The 15,537-nt window shown below is 28.8% G+C and carries 15 protein-coding genes, 1 pseudogene and 1 other annotated feature; of the genes and pseudogenes, 3 read left to right on the top strand and 13 right to left on the bottom strand.

Annotation, left to right across the window (positions count from 1 at the left end; translation table 11 throughout):
- From NSA23_RS12235 to NSA23_RS12225, 3 genes are read right to left on the bottom strand one after another with little or no spacing between them, the layout of a single operon-like run.
- Entirely contained in the window at positions 1 to 1,128 is a 1,128-nt protein-coding gene (locus NSA23_RS12235) for an ABC transporter permease (protein ID WP_042678875.1), read from the bottom strand.
- Complete coding sequence (locus NSA23_RS12230; RefSeq protein ID WP_042678876.1) at positions 1,115 to 2,170, bottom strand: ABC transporter permease; 1,056 nt, start codon at positions 2,168 to 2,170, stop codon at positions 1,115 to 1,117. The genes NSA23_RS12235 and NSA23_RS12230 overlap by 14 nt, the downstream gene beginning before the upstream one ends.
- 1 nt (position 2,171) lies before the next feature.
- On the bottom strand, positions 2,172 to 3,104 hold the full coding sequence (locus NSA23_RS12225) for an ABC transporter ATP-binding protein (protein ID WP_042678877.1): 933 nt from the start codon (positions 3,102 to 3,104) through the stop codon (positions 2,172 to 2,174).
- Between the two features lie 457 nt (positions 3,105 to 3,561).
- Here NSA23_RS12225 and NSA23_RS12220 point away from each other — a divergent pair, with 457 nt between their 5' ends.
- Complete coding sequence (locus NSA23_RS12220) at positions 3,562 to 4,326, top strand: sensor histidine kinase (RefSeq protein ID WP_257490584.1); 765 nt, start codon at positions 3,562 to 3,564, stop codon at positions 4,324 to 4,326.
- 5 nt (positions 4,327 to 4,331) lie between these two features.
- The gene (locus NSA23_RS12215) at positions 4,332 to 4,949 is read left to right on the top strand and encodes a response regulator transcription factor (protein WP_042678878.1); all 618 of its coding nucleotides are present in this window, start codon (positions 4,332 to 4,334) and stop codon (positions 4,947 to 4,949) included.
- Positions 4,950 to 5,086: 137 nt separating this feature from the next.
- Here NSA23_RS12215 and NSA23_RS12210 read toward each other — a convergent pair whose 3' ends face one another.
- The 5 genes from NSA23_RS12210 to NSA23_RS12190 form a co-directional block, all read right to left on the bottom strand.
- Positions 5,087 to 5,833 (bottom strand): amino acid ABC transporter ATP-binding protein, encoded by a 747-nt coding sequence (locus NSA23_RS12210; protein WP_042678879.1) that lies wholly within the window; start codon positions 5,831 to 5,833, stop codon positions 5,087 to 5,089.
- A gap of 10 nt (positions 5,834 to 5,843) precedes the next feature.
- A complete protein-coding gene (locus tag NSA23_RS12205) occupies positions 5,844 to 6,488 on the bottom strand; it encodes an amino acid ABC transporter permease (protein ID WP_081915148.1) in 645 nt (214 codons plus the stop codon).
- A gap of 17 nt (positions 6,489 to 6,505) precedes the next feature.
- Entirely contained in the window at positions 6,506 to 7,318 is an 813-nt protein-coding gene (locus tag NSA23_RS12200) for an amino acid ABC transporter substrate-binding protein (protein WP_042678881.1), read from the bottom strand.
- Between the two features lie 66 nt (positions 7,319 to 7,384).
- Positions 7,385 to 7,644: a binding site (T-box leader), on the bottom strand.
- Positions 7,645 to 7,833: 189 nt separating this feature from the next.
- Positions 7,834 to 8,580, bottom strand: a complete 747-nt coding sequence (locus NSA23_RS12195; protein WP_042678882.1) for a SagB/ThcOx family dehydrogenase — start codon at positions 8,578 to 8,580, stop codon at positions 7,834 to 7,836.
- A gap of 68 nt (positions 8,581 to 8,648) precedes the next feature.
- Entirely contained in the window at positions 8,649 to 9,533 is an 885-nt protein-coding gene (locus NSA23_RS12190; protein ID WP_042678883.1) for a LysR family transcriptional regulator, read from the bottom strand.
- 118 nt (positions 9,534 to 9,651) lie between these two features.
- Between NSA23_RS12190 and NSA23_RS12185 the strand changes: the two are divergent.
- Positions 9,652 to 10,842 (top strand): annotated as a pseudogene (locus NSA23_RS12185) (coenzyme F420-0:L-glutamate ligase).
- A gap of 104 nt (positions 10,843 to 10,946) precedes the next feature.
- On the opposite strand, the gene hepT reads toward NSA23_RS12185, so the two are convergent.
- From hepT to NSA23_RS12160, 5 genes are all read right to left on the bottom strand, one after another.
- Positions 10,947 to 11,360, bottom strand: coding sequence for a type VII toxin-antitoxin system HepT family RNase toxin (hepT, locus tag NSA23_RS12180; RefSeq protein ID WP_042678884.1), 414 nt, complete (start codon positions 11,358 to 11,360; stop codon positions 10,947 to 10,949).
- Positions 11,361 to 11,388: 28 nt separating this feature from the next.
- Entirely contained in the window at positions 11,389 to 11,790 is a 402-nt protein-coding gene (mntA, locus tag NSA23_RS12175; RefSeq protein ID WP_042678885.1) for a type VII toxin-antitoxin system MntA family adenylyltransferase antitoxin, read from the bottom strand.
- Between the two features lie 233 nt (positions 11,791 to 12,023).
- Positions 12,024 to 13,229: a phosphopentomutase gene (locus tag NSA23_RS12170; RefSeq protein ID WP_042678886.1), complete on the bottom strand. Its 1,206-nt coding sequence runs from the start codon at positions 13,227 to 13,229 to the stop codon at positions 12,024 to 12,026.
- A 15-nt stretch (positions 13,230 to 13,244) separates the two neighbouring features.
- Complete coding sequence (locus NSA23_RS12165; RefSeq protein WP_042678887.1) at positions 13,245 to 14,420, bottom strand: YhfX family PLP-dependent enzyme; 1,176 nt, start codon at positions 14,418 to 14,420, stop codon at positions 13,245 to 13,247.
- Positions 14,421 to 14,432: 12 nt separating this feature from the next.
- Positions 14,433 to 15,527, bottom strand: a complete 1,095-nt coding sequence (locus NSA23_RS12160; RefSeq protein WP_042678888.1) for an aminotransferase class V-fold PLP-dependent enzyme — start codon at positions 15,525 to 15,527, stop codon at positions 14,433 to 14,435.
- Positions 15,528 to 15,537: the final 10 nt, after the last annotated feature.

Raw genomic sequence — 15,537 nt, 5'->3', positions numbered from 1 at the left:
TCAAGCCTTTTGTTTTACCTTATTAAAATATAATCCCATTAGTAAAAAGACTATAGCAAATAATAATTGCATAGATATCTCATATTTCATATCTAAAAAAGAATTAACTGTCATTTCATTTATTTTTACAAAATAATAAGTTGGGAAAAACTTTGCTATTTTAAGGACATTTTCTCCTAGAACCTCTTGGGGCACCATTACTCCAGACATAAACGAAGTACCTAGAGATAGCACAGTAGACATTGCATTTATAATAAACTTATTTCTTGTTATATTATTAATTAAAAATGTAAGACATAAAATTGAAAATGAAAAAACAACTACATTTATCACATATTTCTCAAAGTTAACCTCTCCAATATATTTACCTTTTAAGACTATGCTTCCTAAAATAAAGATTAGTGTAATCATACCTGCTACAGTTAGCTGCCCCAAATAGATTTCTTTGTTAAACTGTAAAAATTTCTTTGAAGATATTTTCATCCTACTTCCAATATTTTCATCCGTAAAATCAGTCATTACCAAACCTATTGCCGCAATATAAATGGCCATAATTACATAGCTAGTAAAGTTATAATAATACTTAAACCAATCAACAACACCTCGATTGTTCTCTTTATTATCAGACTCTACTAACTCTACCTCTGTTTTTTTATCTAATGCTAGCTTTACATCCTTTAAATCATATTCTCCATTTTCATAGGTAGCATTGATAAAGGTAAGGAATTTATTGATCTGGTTTTCAATCTGTAAAGATTCTGTTTTTCTATCATCATTATAAATCTGAATAGAATTTTCCTTATTAATTACCTTTTCATCAAAATCTTCAGGAATTATTATTATAGCATCTGCTATCCCTAAAAAAATCTGTTCCTTTATATATTCTTCATCTAACTTAGTATCAATTATATTATTCTTTTCCTTTAAATAATCCTTTAAACTATTTGATAATTCACTATTGCTGTTATCTATTATTCCTATATCTAGCCTAGTTTCTATGAAATTAGATTCTCTTTGTACATTACCAGAACCATTTAGTATTGATAGAATTAAAAATATAATTGTATAAGAAAGAATAACTCCTTTGTTTCTCAATGCTATTTTAATAAAATGCTTAAATACTGTCATAGTTTTTCCTCCTTAAAAATATATAGGATGTGAAAATTAAAACTATACAATAAATAGATAAAATTAATATTCCTTCTCCAACACTTTTTGTACTTTCTAAAAGATTTATCCTATATAAATTATTAGTAATTATAGAAATTGGATTTATTCTGCTTAAAATAGGTGCATTTTCATCAATCATAACTTTAATCTCAGGGTTCATCATTCCTGATAGGAATGATAAAGCCAATGTTATAGCTATAGCTATTAAAGTTTTTACATTGCTACTTTTTTTATTAGAAGCACCTATGAACACCCCAAGGGCTACTCCAAACAAATTTCCCATTATTAATAAAATAGCACTATATTTTATTTCATTAAATAAATTAATCTTCAAAGCATATTTTATAAAAATAATTAGTATACCATTTGCAAATAAGTTTAGAAATAATGCAACTATAACCCCTGCTAATAAGAACTTAGACTTTCTTAGTGGAGTAATATTGAGCCTTTCACCAATATTAGATAAATTGGCTTGGATTAAACTCACCGTTTCAATACCAGCAAAAATTCCATAAGTGGAAACCATTGCAATTAGTGAATAAAAAATAATAACTAAAGAATTTGCCTTTTGATTTCTGTCTAATATATAATCTGCTTCAAAATCGTAGTTTTCAATTGGCCTGTTCAGTTTTTCCATTTGTTTTATTTGCTCTACTACTTCTTTTATTATTGTTTGATTTATCCCAGATTCTTTAACTTTTATATTTAAATCCCTATCTATAAATCCATCTATTTCTTCATTATCTAGCTTTTTAACTATCTCATCTTGGGTAATTTCATGAATATTTAAAAAATCAATTTCTTCTAATATATATACAATGGGATTTTCACTATCTACTCCTACATTTATATTTTCTAGTTCACTATTCAAAACTTCACTAAGAGCTGTATAGAAAAAAATTGCCATAATTAATGGATATATTAAACTCCAAAATGAAAAACCAAAATCCCTAAATAAGTTTTTCCCTTGATATATACAATTTCTAAATATATTTTTCATATCAATCCCTAAGCTCCTTTCCTGTTAACTCCAAGAACACATCATTTAATGAAGGTAATTGGCTGTGAAGCTTTGTATAAGTTAGATTGTTTTCTTTTATAAATTCTAAAAGATTAGCTAAATTGTTAATACCATTTTCAAATTTTATAATGTAATACTCATCATCTTTCTCTACATCAATTACATGAGGTATATTTTTCATTTTATTAATAGTTTCATCCTCAATATTTAAAAAGCCAACTATTATCTTTTCTGATGTAGTTATCATAGCTTTTAGTTCTTCCTTTGTTCCTGAAACTAAGCTTTTTCCATTATCCATTATAATGATCCTTTTACAAAGCATTTCTATCTCTTCTAGATAATGGGTTGTATATATAATAGTGCTACCTTCTTTATTTAACTTTTTTATTCCATCTAATATAAAATTTCTACTTTGGGCATCTACTGCAACAGTAGGCTCGTCTAGAAAAATAAGCCTAGGCTTATGAGCTATTCCACAAGCAATATTCAATCTTCTTTTTAGCCCTCCACTTAACTTCTTGGGATAAAATTTTTCATATTTCTTAAGTCCTACAAATTCTATAGCTTCTTCTACATATTGTTCTCTTAGATTTTTATCCTCTATATATAGTCCACAAAAATAATCTATGTTTTCTTTCACTGTCAATTTTTCAAACACTGAAACTTCTTGAGGTACTAATCCTATTTGTTTTTTAATATCATAAGAATCAGGAGTCATCTTCTTTCCCAATACTTCTATTTCTCCCTTGTCAAAATTTAGTAGAGAAAGTATACAATTTATAGCTGTAGTTTTTCCACAGCCATTAGGCCCTAAAAGCCCTAGAATTTCTCCTTCTTCTACTTCCATATTAAAATGGTCAAGAGCAATTAATTCTTTATATCTTTTCACCAAATTATTCACCTTTACTATCATCTTTACCACTCCTATACTTCATCTTAATCTTATTATATAGTTTTAAAACCTTCTATTGTAGTGTATAGAGTTATAATAGGATATGACATTTGTCATATATTAAATTGTGTTTTCCAATGAATATTAGTATAATTAAAATATGAAATCATTCTAAAAACTTTGATAGGAGATATGTATGAGGCGTTTTTTTGAAAAATCTTTTATTATACTATTTTGCCTATATAATACTTATAAATTAAATACAAGTAAAGATTTGGTTATCTATTTCCTTATAAGTCTAACTATTTCTTTAACTCTAGATTTATTAAACAATGGGAAAATAAAAACTATTATTTACTTTTCCTTTATACTACTATGTTTTTATCATAAATTATTTATTTTCTATTTTCCTTTGATTTTATATAATATGTGCTTAGATTTTAAAGCATATACTGTATTTATTTTGCCTTTAATTTTTATGAATTTTTCCACAACGAATTTACTTGCATCTATTGGCTCAATCTATCTTTCAATTATGGCTAGAAAGTATAATATTGTTCTGTATGAAAATAAAATAGTAAGGGATGAATTAAAAGAAGATACCCTTTATTTAGAAAAATATAATAAACAATTAAAAATAGATAAGGAAAAAAATATTCATATTGCTATACTTACAGAAAGAAATCGAATTGCAAGGGAACTTCATGATTCTATAGGGCATTCCATAAGTAGTAGTATATTGCAAATAGAGGCATTAAAAGTAATTTCAACCGACAGTCATGTAATAAAAAACTTAGATCTTCTTCAAAACACCTTAAGGAATGGAATGGATGACATCAGGAAAAGTATACATAACTTATATAGTGAATCATTAGATCTTAAAAATCAAATTGAAAAACTATGTATTGAAATACCTACAATTGATACTGAACTTATATACAAAATTGAAGATGAATTAGGATATGACTTAAAACTTGATATATTATCTATTGTAAAAGAAGCTATTACCAATTGTGCTAAACACTCCAATGCTACAAAATTAAAGATAAGCTTATTAAGTCAACCTAAGTTTCATTCTATAACAATAAAAGATAATGGAAGTAAATTTGATAAAAAAAGTTCTCTTAAAAATAAAGGTATAGGTTTTCTTTCTATGAATGAAATTGCCAATAAGTATAATGGTTTTTTCAATTATGTCTTTGATGATGGATTTAAAATACATATAACTTTAATGAAAGGATAATTTATATGAATATTATAATTGTAGATGATGATCCATTAGTAGTAGAATCTTTAAAAACAATTATAAATGCTAGTGGAATAGATATACTAGCAATAGGCTATGATGGCTTTCAAGCTGTAGAACTTTATAATAAGTATAAACCAGATCTAATCCTTATGGATATAAGAATGAAAAAAAGAAATGGTATAGATACTGCTAAAAAAATTTTAGAAATAGATCCTCATACTAAAATTTTACTACTCACTACTTTTCAGGACAATGAATATATTGCATCAGCCCTTTCACTAGGCTGTAAAGGATATATATTAAAGCAAAATATTAAAGGTATTATTCCTGCAATAAATGCAGTCCATTCTGGAAATTTAGTTTTTGATTCAAAAATTATATCAAATATTCAAACTTATTCTGAAAAAGATATTGATATAAAACTATCTGATAGAGAATTTGACATTCTACTCCTAGTAGCAGAAGGATTAAATAATAGAGAAATTGCAAAAAAACTCTTCTTAAGTGAAGGAACTGTTAGAAACTATATCTCCACTATGCTTGAAAAACTCTCCTTAAGGGATAGAACCCAACTTGCGATTTACTATTATAAAAAGAAATTTGGAGTAGAAGGATAAACCATTGGGACATCAGACGGCGTAAAAAGTACTTTGTAAAGAATTCAATATGCAATATATAATTAAGCTACTCTATACATTATATTGTATTTTCGATTTGTCAAGTAATAGTTTTTGCACAGTCACGTCCCAGTGGCTTATAAAGCCATAAACTTTCTTATTCTATTATTTTCAAAACTATTAAAAAATTGTTCTTTTCTACCTTCCTGAACAATTTGTCCATCTTCCATAAATATAATTTTATCGGCAATTCTCTTTGCAAAAGCCATATCATGAGTTATAATTAAAATACTCATATTGTTCTCTACTAAATTTTCTATTATATTTGATATTCCTTCCCTTAACTCTGGATCTAAAGCAGAAGTTGGCTCATCTAAACACATAATCTTAGGATTTAATGCACAAGCCCTAGCAATAGCTACTCTTTGTTTTTGACCTCCTGAGAGCTCAAAAGGATAAGAGTCTATCTTATCTTCAAGTCCCATAGTATTTAACAGTTCCAACGCTCTATCCCTTGCTTTATTTTTAGATGCTCCAAAAACGTTTATAGGGGCCTCTATTATATTTTCTATTACTGACATATGAGGAAAAAGATTATAATTTTGAAAAACTAAACCTATCTTTTTTCTTATAAATCTCATTTCCTCAGAACCAGCATAAACACTCTTATTGTTATAATCTTTACATAAATAAGAACCATCTATTCTAATTGTACCACTATCACATTTTTCCAAACTATTTATACATCTAAGAATTGTAGTTTTACCTGCTCCAGATGGCCCTATAATAGCTAAAATTTCTCCCATTTCTAATGTAAAGCTTATATCTTTTAATACTTGTTTTTTCCCCAAATTTTTATTTAAACCCTCTACCTTCAAAATCATTCTTCTCCCCCTATTCATAATAAGAATACCTTCTCTCTATTTTGTTGAAAACTGCTGTAAGTATAGCTGTTAAAAATAGATATATTATTCCTACTAAAGCTAATGGAATTAATGAAACATCTCTATTTGAAGCAATTTTTCCAGCTCTTAATAATTCTCCAATTCCTACTACATATACTAGAGAAGTGTCCTTTACAAGAGTAACAACTTCATTAGCAATAGAAGGTAATACTATTTTGAACATTTGAGGTAATACTATCCTTATAAATGTTTTATATGGAGTTAATCCTAAAACTTTAGCTGCCTCATATTGTCCTTTATCAATAGACTCCATTCCCCCTCTAAATATTTCTCCAAAATATGCACCATAATTTAAAACAAAAGCTATAAATACAGCTATGAATCTATCAAAAGTTATTCCTACTATAGGTAGCCCAAAAAATATAAATACTATCTGTAGCATTAAAGGTGTACCTCGCATTACCCATATATAAAATTCCGTTATCTTAGATAAAGGTTTTATTTTTGACAACCTTCCTATGGAAACAATAATTCCTAATGGAATAGAGAATATGAGAGTTAGAAAAAATATTTCTAAGGTTATAATAATTCCATCAACCATAGATGGCAATAAAGTATATATATATTTAATCATAATATCATCCTTTTACTTTAATTGTTTTCTCCAAACCATTTTTCATAAACTTTATTATAACTTCCATCCTTTTTCATTTTATTTAAAGTATTATTAATCTCTTCTAGCAATTTTTTATCTTCTTTTCTAATACCTATACCATATTCTTCTTCTCCAAAATCATCTTCAATTATTTTATAATCTCTAGGATCTTTCTGTTTAATATAGTATCTTGCAAGGACTTCATCTGATACAACTGCATCTACTCTTTTGGCTTCCAAATCCATAATTGCCTCATTATTTGTATCAAATAGCACCGGTTCTCCACCTTCAAAAGTTGCTACTACTTCAGGTTCTTTATTTATAGCTTCAAGAGTGCTAGAACCATTTTGAACTGCTACTTTCCTTCCTTTTAAATCATCCTTATTGCTTATACTGGAATCTGCCAATGTAATTATTATCTGCTTGTTTTCTAGATAGGCTTGAGTAAAATTAACTTTTTCCTTCCTTTCTTCAGTAATGGAATAACCATTCCAAATAACATCAATATTACCTGAATTTAATTCAGTTTCTTTCATAGACCAGTCTATAGGTTGAAATTCCACTTTAAGTCCAACTCGTTTAAATACTTCTTCTGCTAAATCCACATCAAAACCCACTAAATTTCCCTTATCATCCCTAAATCCCATAGGAGCAAAAGTATCATCAAGACCCATTACTATACTACCTTTTTCTTTCAACTTTTCATAAGAATCTTTATTTGATACTGTCTCTTTTGAGCAACCAGTTAAGCTAACAATACTTGAAACTAACAACATTAATAAAATTATAAAATAATTTTTTCTCTTCATTAATATCTCTCCTTTTATTTTAATTTAAAAATCAGAAATAAAAAAACTCTCGCCTCTAGCATTACACTAGAGAACGAGAGTATTACTCCGTGGTCCCATCTCTATTTATCGATACCTCACAGTATCAACCTTATCGAGTACGACAAATATATGTTTATACTCTAGCACTATAACGGGTGCAGGTAATCCGGAGACAGTCTACTACCTAATAGGTTTCAATGTCTAGCTCAGAGATGTGTTCAAAATACACTCAAATGCCCCTCTCACCAAACGGGAACTCTCTGTAAAAGAAATGTATCTTTACTATTTCTCATCAAAGCTTTTATTTCGATTTGTTATGATAATATATTAATATACTAAAGTAAAATTGTCAACATGTTTTTATAGCTATTGTGAAAAATTTATTAAAAAGGCAATTTGCCTTATAACATATTGTTCAGACAAACTGCCAAATAATTCATATTATATTAAAGGATCTTCAATTAAGGTAGTAATATGAACATACCCTTTATATTTTATAATATATTCTTCTTTCCTACAGTTGCAAGATACACTACAAATTGCTCTTCACCATCTAAACCAAGCAATCTATTTATCTCATCGTCATCAAAAGCTGCAATTGCACAAACTCCACTATCTATAGATTGAGAAGCTAAATATAAATTTTGGCATACATGACCTGCATCTAAATGTATATATCTATATCCTCTTTCGCCATATCTCCATTTCATCCTATAAATTGCTGTACTCCAAATGAAAGTTACTGCACTGTTCTTTATAAAAATTTGATTTCCACAACTATTAGTTACTTTTTCAGCCATATCAGGTTCTATATTAACTTCCATTAATTTATGTTCAATAGCTAAATACCTATATAATCCTGGTTTTATTCCATCTACTTTATTTATAAGAAGATAAGTTTCAAAGGAATGTCTTGCCCCTGCTGAAGGTACATTTCTTATGGTTGCTGGTATAGAACTAATTCTTTTTACCCCTTGAGTACACCACAAAAGGTAGGACAGTTCTTCCATAGTTAAAGGTTTATCAGCGTATTTTCTTAAGCTTTTTCTTGATTCTATAGCCTGCCTTAAATCTATATCTTTAACTTTTATATTCTCTACCGATGGAAGAAGTATTAATATTGTATCCTTATCATATTCTACTTCTAAAGGAGGCTGAGGTAACTCTTTGTCTTGGTCTGTTTCACCTAAATATTTATATTTTGTTTTCTCAATAAACTCTTTTCCTATATTATTATTCATATTTATTCTCTCCCTTTTCTATTTATAGTTAAATTTTATAATAAACCTGGATTAATTTCTACATATCCTTATCTACTTTCCAAATCCTCAACAAATTTAGTTGCAGCAGGGGATAAGGATACACTCTTCAAAAAGCAAACTCCAATACTTCTTTTTGGTATTTTCTCAGATAATTCTACTTCATATAGTATTTCATTCTCTAAATAATCCTTCGAAAACTCTTTTACGACACAAGATATGCCTAAATTTATCCTTGCAAACTCTAACAATAAATCATGAGAACCAAGTTCAATTTCTGGCTCAATTTTAACTCCTTTTGATAGTATGTATTTTTCAACATATCGTCTTGAGTTTGATTTAGTTTCAAGTAATATTAATGGTAATTCTGCTATTTCACTAAAGTTTAAAGGAACGGAAATCTTATCTTTATACTTTTCTCCACAAACAAATATATCATGAATATCCATTAATTTTCTTATCTTTAAAGTAGAATCTTTAATAGGTAAATTGCAAATTGCAATATCAACTTCCCCAGATTTTAATAAAGTACAAAGCTCTAAAGTTGTACGATTTATAATTTTTAATTTAATATTTGGATACAGACTATGGAATTTTTCTAAAAATGGTAACAGAAAGTAACGTGATATAGTATCTCCTACCCCTATCCTTAATTCTCCTGCCATTAAATTTTTAGATTCTATTATTTTCTTTTCTCCCACATTAATTAAATTAATAGCAGAATTTGCATATTCAAATAAAGTTTCTCCTTCGTTTGTAAGAACTACTCCTCTAGGTGTTCTTATAAAAAGCCGTATATCTAATTCCATTTCAAGTTGTGAAATTGCTTGACTAACAGCTGGTTGTGTCATATAAAGAGATTTTGCAGCTTTAGAAAAACTTCCACATCTAGCTACTTCACAAAAAATTTTGTACAAATCCAATTTAACAGACATATAAGCACTCCTTATATCTAGCATCATATATATTTATTTTACTTATATCATAATATGGTGTATATTACAAGTGAAAGGATATTCGTTCCTCTCAAAATATATTAAAGGAGAGATTGGAATGGAAAGAATAGTTGGAACTGCCGTTAGAGGTCTACGTGCTCCTATTATGAAAGAAGGAGATGATATTGCAAAAATCGTTGTAGACACTGTATTAAAAGCTTCAGAAATAGAAGATTTTTCTATCAATGATAAAGATATAGTTTCTATAACTGAATCTGTAGTTGCCCGTGCCCAGGGAAACTATGCAAGTATCGATGATATTTCAAAAGATATAAGTTCAAGATTTGGAGAAGAAAATATTGGAGTAATATTCCCTATCCTAAGCCGTAATCGTTTTGCTATTTGCCTTCGTGGTATTGCAAAAGGAGCTAAGAAAATTGTATTAATGCTTTAATACCCTTCTGATGAAGTAGGTAATCAGTTAGTAACCATTGATGAACTTGATGAAAAGGATATCAACCCTTGGACAGATGTTTTGACAGAAAATGAATTTAGAAAACTTTTTGGATACAATAAACATCCTTTTACTGGTGTTGACTATATTGATTATTATAAATCTATAATTGAGGATTATGGTACTGAATGTCAAATCATATTCTCAAATAATCCTAAAACTATTTTAGATTATACTAAAAATGTTTTAACTTGCGATATTCACTCAAGATTTAGAACAAAGAAAATATTAAAAGCAAATGGCGGAAATAAAATTTATAGCCTTGATGATATTTTAACCAAATCTATTGATGGAAGCGGTTATAACGAAGCCTATGGTCTTTTAGGTTCGAATAAAGCAACAGAAGAAAAAATAAAGCTTTTTCCAAGAGACTGCCAACCTATTGTTGATAAAATTCAAGCTATACTTAAAGAAAAAACAGGAAAAACTGTTGAAGTCATGATCTATGGCGATGGTGCCTTCAAAGACCCTATAGGCAAAATTTGGGAACTAGCTGACCCTATAGTATCTCCAGCTTATACTAAAGGACTTGAAGGTACTCCAAATGAAGTAAAACTAAAATATCTTGCCGACAATGATTTCGCAAATTTAAAAGGGGAAGAACTTAAAAAAGCTGTTTCTAAGTATATTAAGAATAAAGAATCAAACCTTGTAGGCACTATGGAAACACAAGGTACTACTCCTAGAAGACTTACCGACCTTATAGGTTCTCTTTCCGATTTAACTTCAGGAAGCGGAGATAAAGGTACACCAATTGTATATATTCAAGGTTATTTTGATAATTATACAGAGTGATACGAGAAAATAATTTTACCCTAAAATATATTATGATAAACCATAAGGATAATGTGAACTTCAAAACCCCTATGGTTTATTACTAATTTATTAAAAAATATTATTTATACATAATTCATAACTATATCTCTAAAATTTTCTATATCTTTTAAATTATTTTTTATTATATCATATACTATTTCCCTATCTAAATCTATATAATCATGTACCAATATATTTCTAAAGCCTGCCATATTGCATAGGTTTAATTTCAAATTGTTATCTATTATTTTATTTTCGAATAGGATAATAAATACTTCCCTATTGCTTTCAGGTTTTCTAAATCTCATATTAGCAATTATATGATTTCCAATATCTATTACACATTCTATAGCTAAGTGCAAAAATCTTTCGGCAGAACCATAAATCATTAAATTGTTTAAATATTCATCCTTAGAATATTTACCAACTTCATATAGAAATTTAATATATTCATCCAATTTACTTATTCTAGTTAAAACAATCTCTTTTTCAATCATGATTATCTCCCCCTATCCTTAATTCACCCTAAACTAACATTCGCTCATTATAATAATTGCTATAGTATTTAAAATCAAAATATTCTCTTAATACTATGGATTCAAAGGCAATTCTCTCTCTACTATCCTTGATAACTATACCCTCTTGTATAATTTTATATTTTAAAAACACGGAATCTACATTTAGAAATACTATATCTACATCCTTTTTAAATATAGACTTGCCCAATTCTATTAAATTTCCCCTTATAAATAATTCTGACATTTTATCCATATTTATTTCCTTAAGCATAATGGCTATATCTATATCACTATTAATATTTTCTTCTCCTCTTGCATAGGAGCCAAAAATATAGGCAAAGTTTATATTACACATTTCTTCTGCCTGTTCTAAAAATATATTAATATTCCCCTTTAATAAATTATCCATAATCTCACCTGTTATTTAAAATATTTTGTAATATAAATTTATATATATTATATCATAAATATTCAGTCAACAATCTCTGCTAATTTTAAAAAGGTACACCAATTGTATATATTCAAGGTTATTTTGATAATTATACAGAATGATAAAAGTATAAACTAAAATAAGATATATCTAAGGGCCTTAACTCTTAGGTATATCTTATTTTCACTAGATTATCTATTTAGATTAATTCATTATATTAAAATATTAAAAAAACTAATACCATTTTCTGTTTTATCTACATTAAAATACTCTGATATAGTTGCTGAAATATCAGATAATGTTTTTCTCACTCCAATATCTACATTCTTTAATCTTTCTCCATAGGTTAAAATAAAGGTCTTTTCTCTAGTATGTTGACTATGTCCAATAGTTGGATCGTTGCCATGATCAGCTGTTATCATCAATATATCATTTTCCTCCATTTTATCCATGATTATACCTATATATTTATCTACAATCATTACCTTTCTTGCATATCTTTCTACATCCTGAGCATGTCCTGACAAATCTGTCTCCTGTACTGTTGCTGCAATTAAACCTTCTTCTACTTTATCCATATTGTCCACTATTTGCTCCATTACATATTTAGTGTCTATAGCGGGAATTTTATTTGCCGTATTACATTGAATTACATCTTGCATTTTTCCAATCAAAGTTACTTCCTTATTTTTTCTTGCCAATATATTAGATATTTGTTTTTCTGGATCTACTCCATATCCTAAATGTCTACATTGATAACCCTTATTATAAACTCCAGACTTAGGAGAGTTAACTCCCAATAGTCCATCCTCACGAATTTCTATACTATTTAATATATCATCAACAGTTACTTCTTCTCCACCGAGAGCTATTACTCTGTTAACTTTTACATTTTCCCTTACAATATGACCAATTTTCAAAACTTCTTCAAAGGAAATATAGTCTAAAGGGGCTGTTACATTATAAATTTGTCCATAGTCTGTCTCTATATTGTCTGCTACTACTACCAAATCATTGACTAATAAATAAGGCTTCTCCGGATTTTCAATAGTTACCTTATATCCTTCTTTTTCTAAAGCTTTTCTTACAATATTTATATAATCAGAAAATGGTTTTAGCAATGGCTTTAAAGGCTTGGTTCCCATAATTTCTTGATGTCCAGCATAACTATCTGCACCATAATGTTCTAGTTCCATAATGCCATAACCTGCTAGATTTCCCGTATTATCCAGCTTTTTATGACTTAGAAGTTTGTTTATCCCCAATCTTTGGAAGTTAGGAATTTTAATATCCTTAGCATTATCTAATAAATGAACAAAAGTGTTTGCGCCAAAGTCCTGAGGTCGTACTTCCATTACATCATTCATATGTCCAATACCAAGACTATCTACCACCAATAATATTACTCTCTTTTTCATAGAGTACATCATCTCCTACCTAATTTTCCTACCTAAACTATCATATATTCCTAACAAATTTATATTTCCTTCTTGAATGCCTTCTACCAATGCAACTTCACTTCTAGTAACAAATATTTGAGTTCTAAAAGCATATACTGCCGTATCTCCTACTTGAGGCTTTTTATCATCTATATCCAAAACTCCATGATAATCAATATTCTCAGCTGATATTGTTTCAGCATCTAATATATTGTTTATTCCTTCATTAAAACTTTTTCCAACCATAGCTTTCTTTACATGTCCTCTCCTGTAAAAGCCTCCACCATAGGTATAAGCTTTATCATTATAGCAGTGAGAGATCTCACTTACATAAACCATAGCAGGAATCTCCCCCTCCATCCTCTTAGCATGAATAGGAGTTGTTCCTGTAAAAGCATGACCTGGTTCTCCATAGTTTCCTCCATTTTCTTTAATAAGACCTATGGAAAAAGTTGAGTTAGCACTGGGAAAGTTTATTTGCTTAATATCTATGCCTAAACCTTCTTTTAAAATTTTAGCCCCTTTTAACAAGGTAGTTACATTTCTTGTTTTCTCTATATCTTTTGTTTGTTCATTGTATAAAAAACATGGAAAAGCAGTTACTCCAACAATTCTTACACCTTCTAACTCATTTATCCTCTCGGCACACTCTAATAAGTCATCTATTTTAAATCCGCCTACTTGACCTTCATAAATTAAATCATCATTATTTATTATTTTTAGAACAATATCCTGTTTAATTCCTAACTTTTCTGCCTCCTTAGAAATTTCTACTGCTTTTTCTACAGTAAATACTGTTATGACTTCAGGTTTTAAATCTAGTATTTGTCTTATCATATGGGAAGGTATTTGAACAAGATGTCCTACATTGCCAATCTTCATTCCAGCTTTCCCCAAAGTAAGGGCCTCCCAAGGATCTACTGCTACAATTTTATCTATACCACTTTCACTAATTGCCCTAGCTACCTCTGGATTACGTCCTATTTGTTTAGTCATCATATATAAATTAATATTGTATTTGTCAGCTTCCTCTTTAATTATTTTAGCGTTATGTCTTATAGCATCCATATCTAATACATAAGTATTAGGATAAATTGCTCCTTCTCTATGAAGTTGAAATGCTGCTTTTATGAGATTTGGATTTCTTTTAGCTGTCATATCTAAGAACATAAATTTTCCTCCTTATTTTAAAGCTTTGTCTACTGCTTCTTCTAGTATTCTCATAATAGTATTGGCTCCTGCTCTCATTGGATTAATCCTTATCATATAATCTCCTAATCTTGGATCAGTCTTCAAAAATGTTCCTGATACTCTATAGAACATAGCAGTTACTTCATATCTTGACTCAGCCCCAATAGGATAAGGAGCTGTTCCTAATAAATTACTATATTTAAGTACTTCCTTTGCAATAGGTTCTTCAAATTCTACCAATATTACCCTAGATTGAGCATTAGCTATAAAAGCTGATCTTACACCTTTCACTTCTCCCTTATTTATTCTCTCTACTACTTCGTTGCCTACCTTTTTTTGTATAGCAAGCATTACAGGAGCATAAACTAATGACCTTAAAGCTTCCATAGCTTCATAGCCTTGCACTTGGCTACCACCTGAATAGTTCATCTTCTCTATTTTTTCTATAACTTCCTTATCACCAACTACACAACCTATGCCTTCTGGACCTAAAAGTTTAAAAAGCGAGAAGGCACTAGCATTGCCTCCTAATTGAACTCCTATTTTTTCAGCTTTCATTACCACATAATTATCATCTATTAATATAAAAATATCCTTGTTTATTTCTTTTAACTTACTTATGACTTTTCCTAAATCATATTTATCTTGAATTTTTTGTCTTGAATGCTGAATAAGACAAAAATTAGTATTTTTTATAAGCTCTCCATTATAAGTTGAAAAGTCATTAAAATCTATAATAATAGGCTCTAAACCCATTGATTTCACAATAACATCTGTAGTAGAATAAATTGGTGCATCATGGATTAATATCTTATCTCCACTTTCCATCTCTACATTCATTACATTTCTAATAGCCCCAGTTCCGGCACCTCTAACTAAGGCACAGTCTTCAACACCAAAAAATTCTGCTAAAACTTTCTCTACTTTTTTAGTATATTTAGGTTTACCCAGATTAGGAGTTATACCAAAGTCTCCACCCTGTAAAAACTCCTCTCCAGTAAAATGCCTATGAATTAAGTCTACAAGTTTAAATTGAAATTCTATTGCTTTGTCTAAATCAATAGTTTCAACAGGATAAGTTTCCATTTCCACATCC

The organism is Anaerosalibacter massiliensis, assembly GCF_024623155.1.
GTDB classification, from domain to species: Bacteria; Bacillota; Clostridia; order Tissierellales; family Sporanaerobacteraceae; genus Anaerosalibacter; species Anaerosalibacter massiliensis.
This window is presented reverse-complemented; position numbering and strand designations above follow the sequence as displayed.

Excerpts from the sequence above, each read along its gene's own strand:
- NSA23_RS12190 (WP_042678883.1), bottom strand. The coding sequence starts at position 9,533 with ATGTCTGTTAAATTGGATTTGTACAAAATTTTTTGTGAAGTAGCTAGA.
- NSA23_RS12235 (WP_042678875.1), bottom strand. The coding sequence starts at position 1,128 with ATGACAGTATTTAAGCATTTTATTAAAATAGCATTGAGAAACAAAGGA.
- NSA23_RS12210 (WP_042678879.1), bottom strand. The coding sequence starts at position 5,833 with ATGATTTTGAAGGTAGAGGGTTTAAATAAAAATTTGGGGAAAAAACAA.
- NSA23_RS12160 (WP_042678888.1), bottom strand. The coding sequence starts at position 15,527 with ATGGAAACTTATCCTGTTGAAACTATTGATTTAGACAAAGCAATAGAA.
- NSA23_RS12225 (WP_042678877.1), bottom strand. The coding sequence starts at position 3,104 with ATGATAGTAAAGGTGAATAATTTGGTGAAAAGATATAAAGAATTAATT.
- NSA23_RS12220 (WP_257490584.1), top strand. The coding sequence starts at position 3,562 with ATGAATTTTTCCACAACGAATTTACTTGCATCTATTGGCTCAATCTAT.
- NSA23_RS12165 (WP_042678887.1), bottom strand. The coding sequence starts at position 14,420 with ATGTTCTTAGATATGACAGCTAAAAGAAATCCAAATCTCATAAAAGCA.
- NSA23_RS12230 (WP_042678876.1), bottom strand. The coding sequence starts at position 2,170 with ATGAAAAATATATTTAGAAATTGTATATATCAAGGGAAAAACTTATTT.
- hepT (WP_042678884.1), bottom strand. The coding sequence starts at position 11,360 with ATGATTGAAAAAGAGATTGTTTTAACTAGAATAAGTAAATTGGATGAA.
- NSA23_RS12200 (WP_042678881.1), bottom strand. The coding sequence starts at position 7,318 with ATGAAGAGAAAAAATTATTTTATAATTTTATTAATGTTGTTAGTTTCA.
- NSA23_RS12215 (WP_042678878.1), top strand. The coding sequence starts at position 4,332 with ATGAATATTATAATTGTAGATGATGATCCATTAGTAGTAGAATCTTTA.
- NSA23_RS12205 (WP_081915148.1), bottom strand. The coding sequence starts at position 6,488 with ATGATTAAATATATATATACTTTATTGCCATCTATGGTTGATGGAATT.
- mntA (WP_042678885.1), bottom strand. The coding sequence starts at position 11,790 with ATGGATAATTTATTAAAGGGGAATATTAATATATTTTTAGAACAGGCA.
- NSA23_RS12170 (WP_042678886.1), bottom strand. The coding sequence starts at position 13,229 with ATGAAAAAGAGAGTAATATTATTGGTGGTAGATAGTCTTGGTATTGGA.
- NSA23_RS12195 (WP_042678882.1), bottom strand. The coding sequence starts at position 8,580 with ATGAATAATAATATAGGAAAAGAGTTTATTGAGAAAACAAAATATAAA.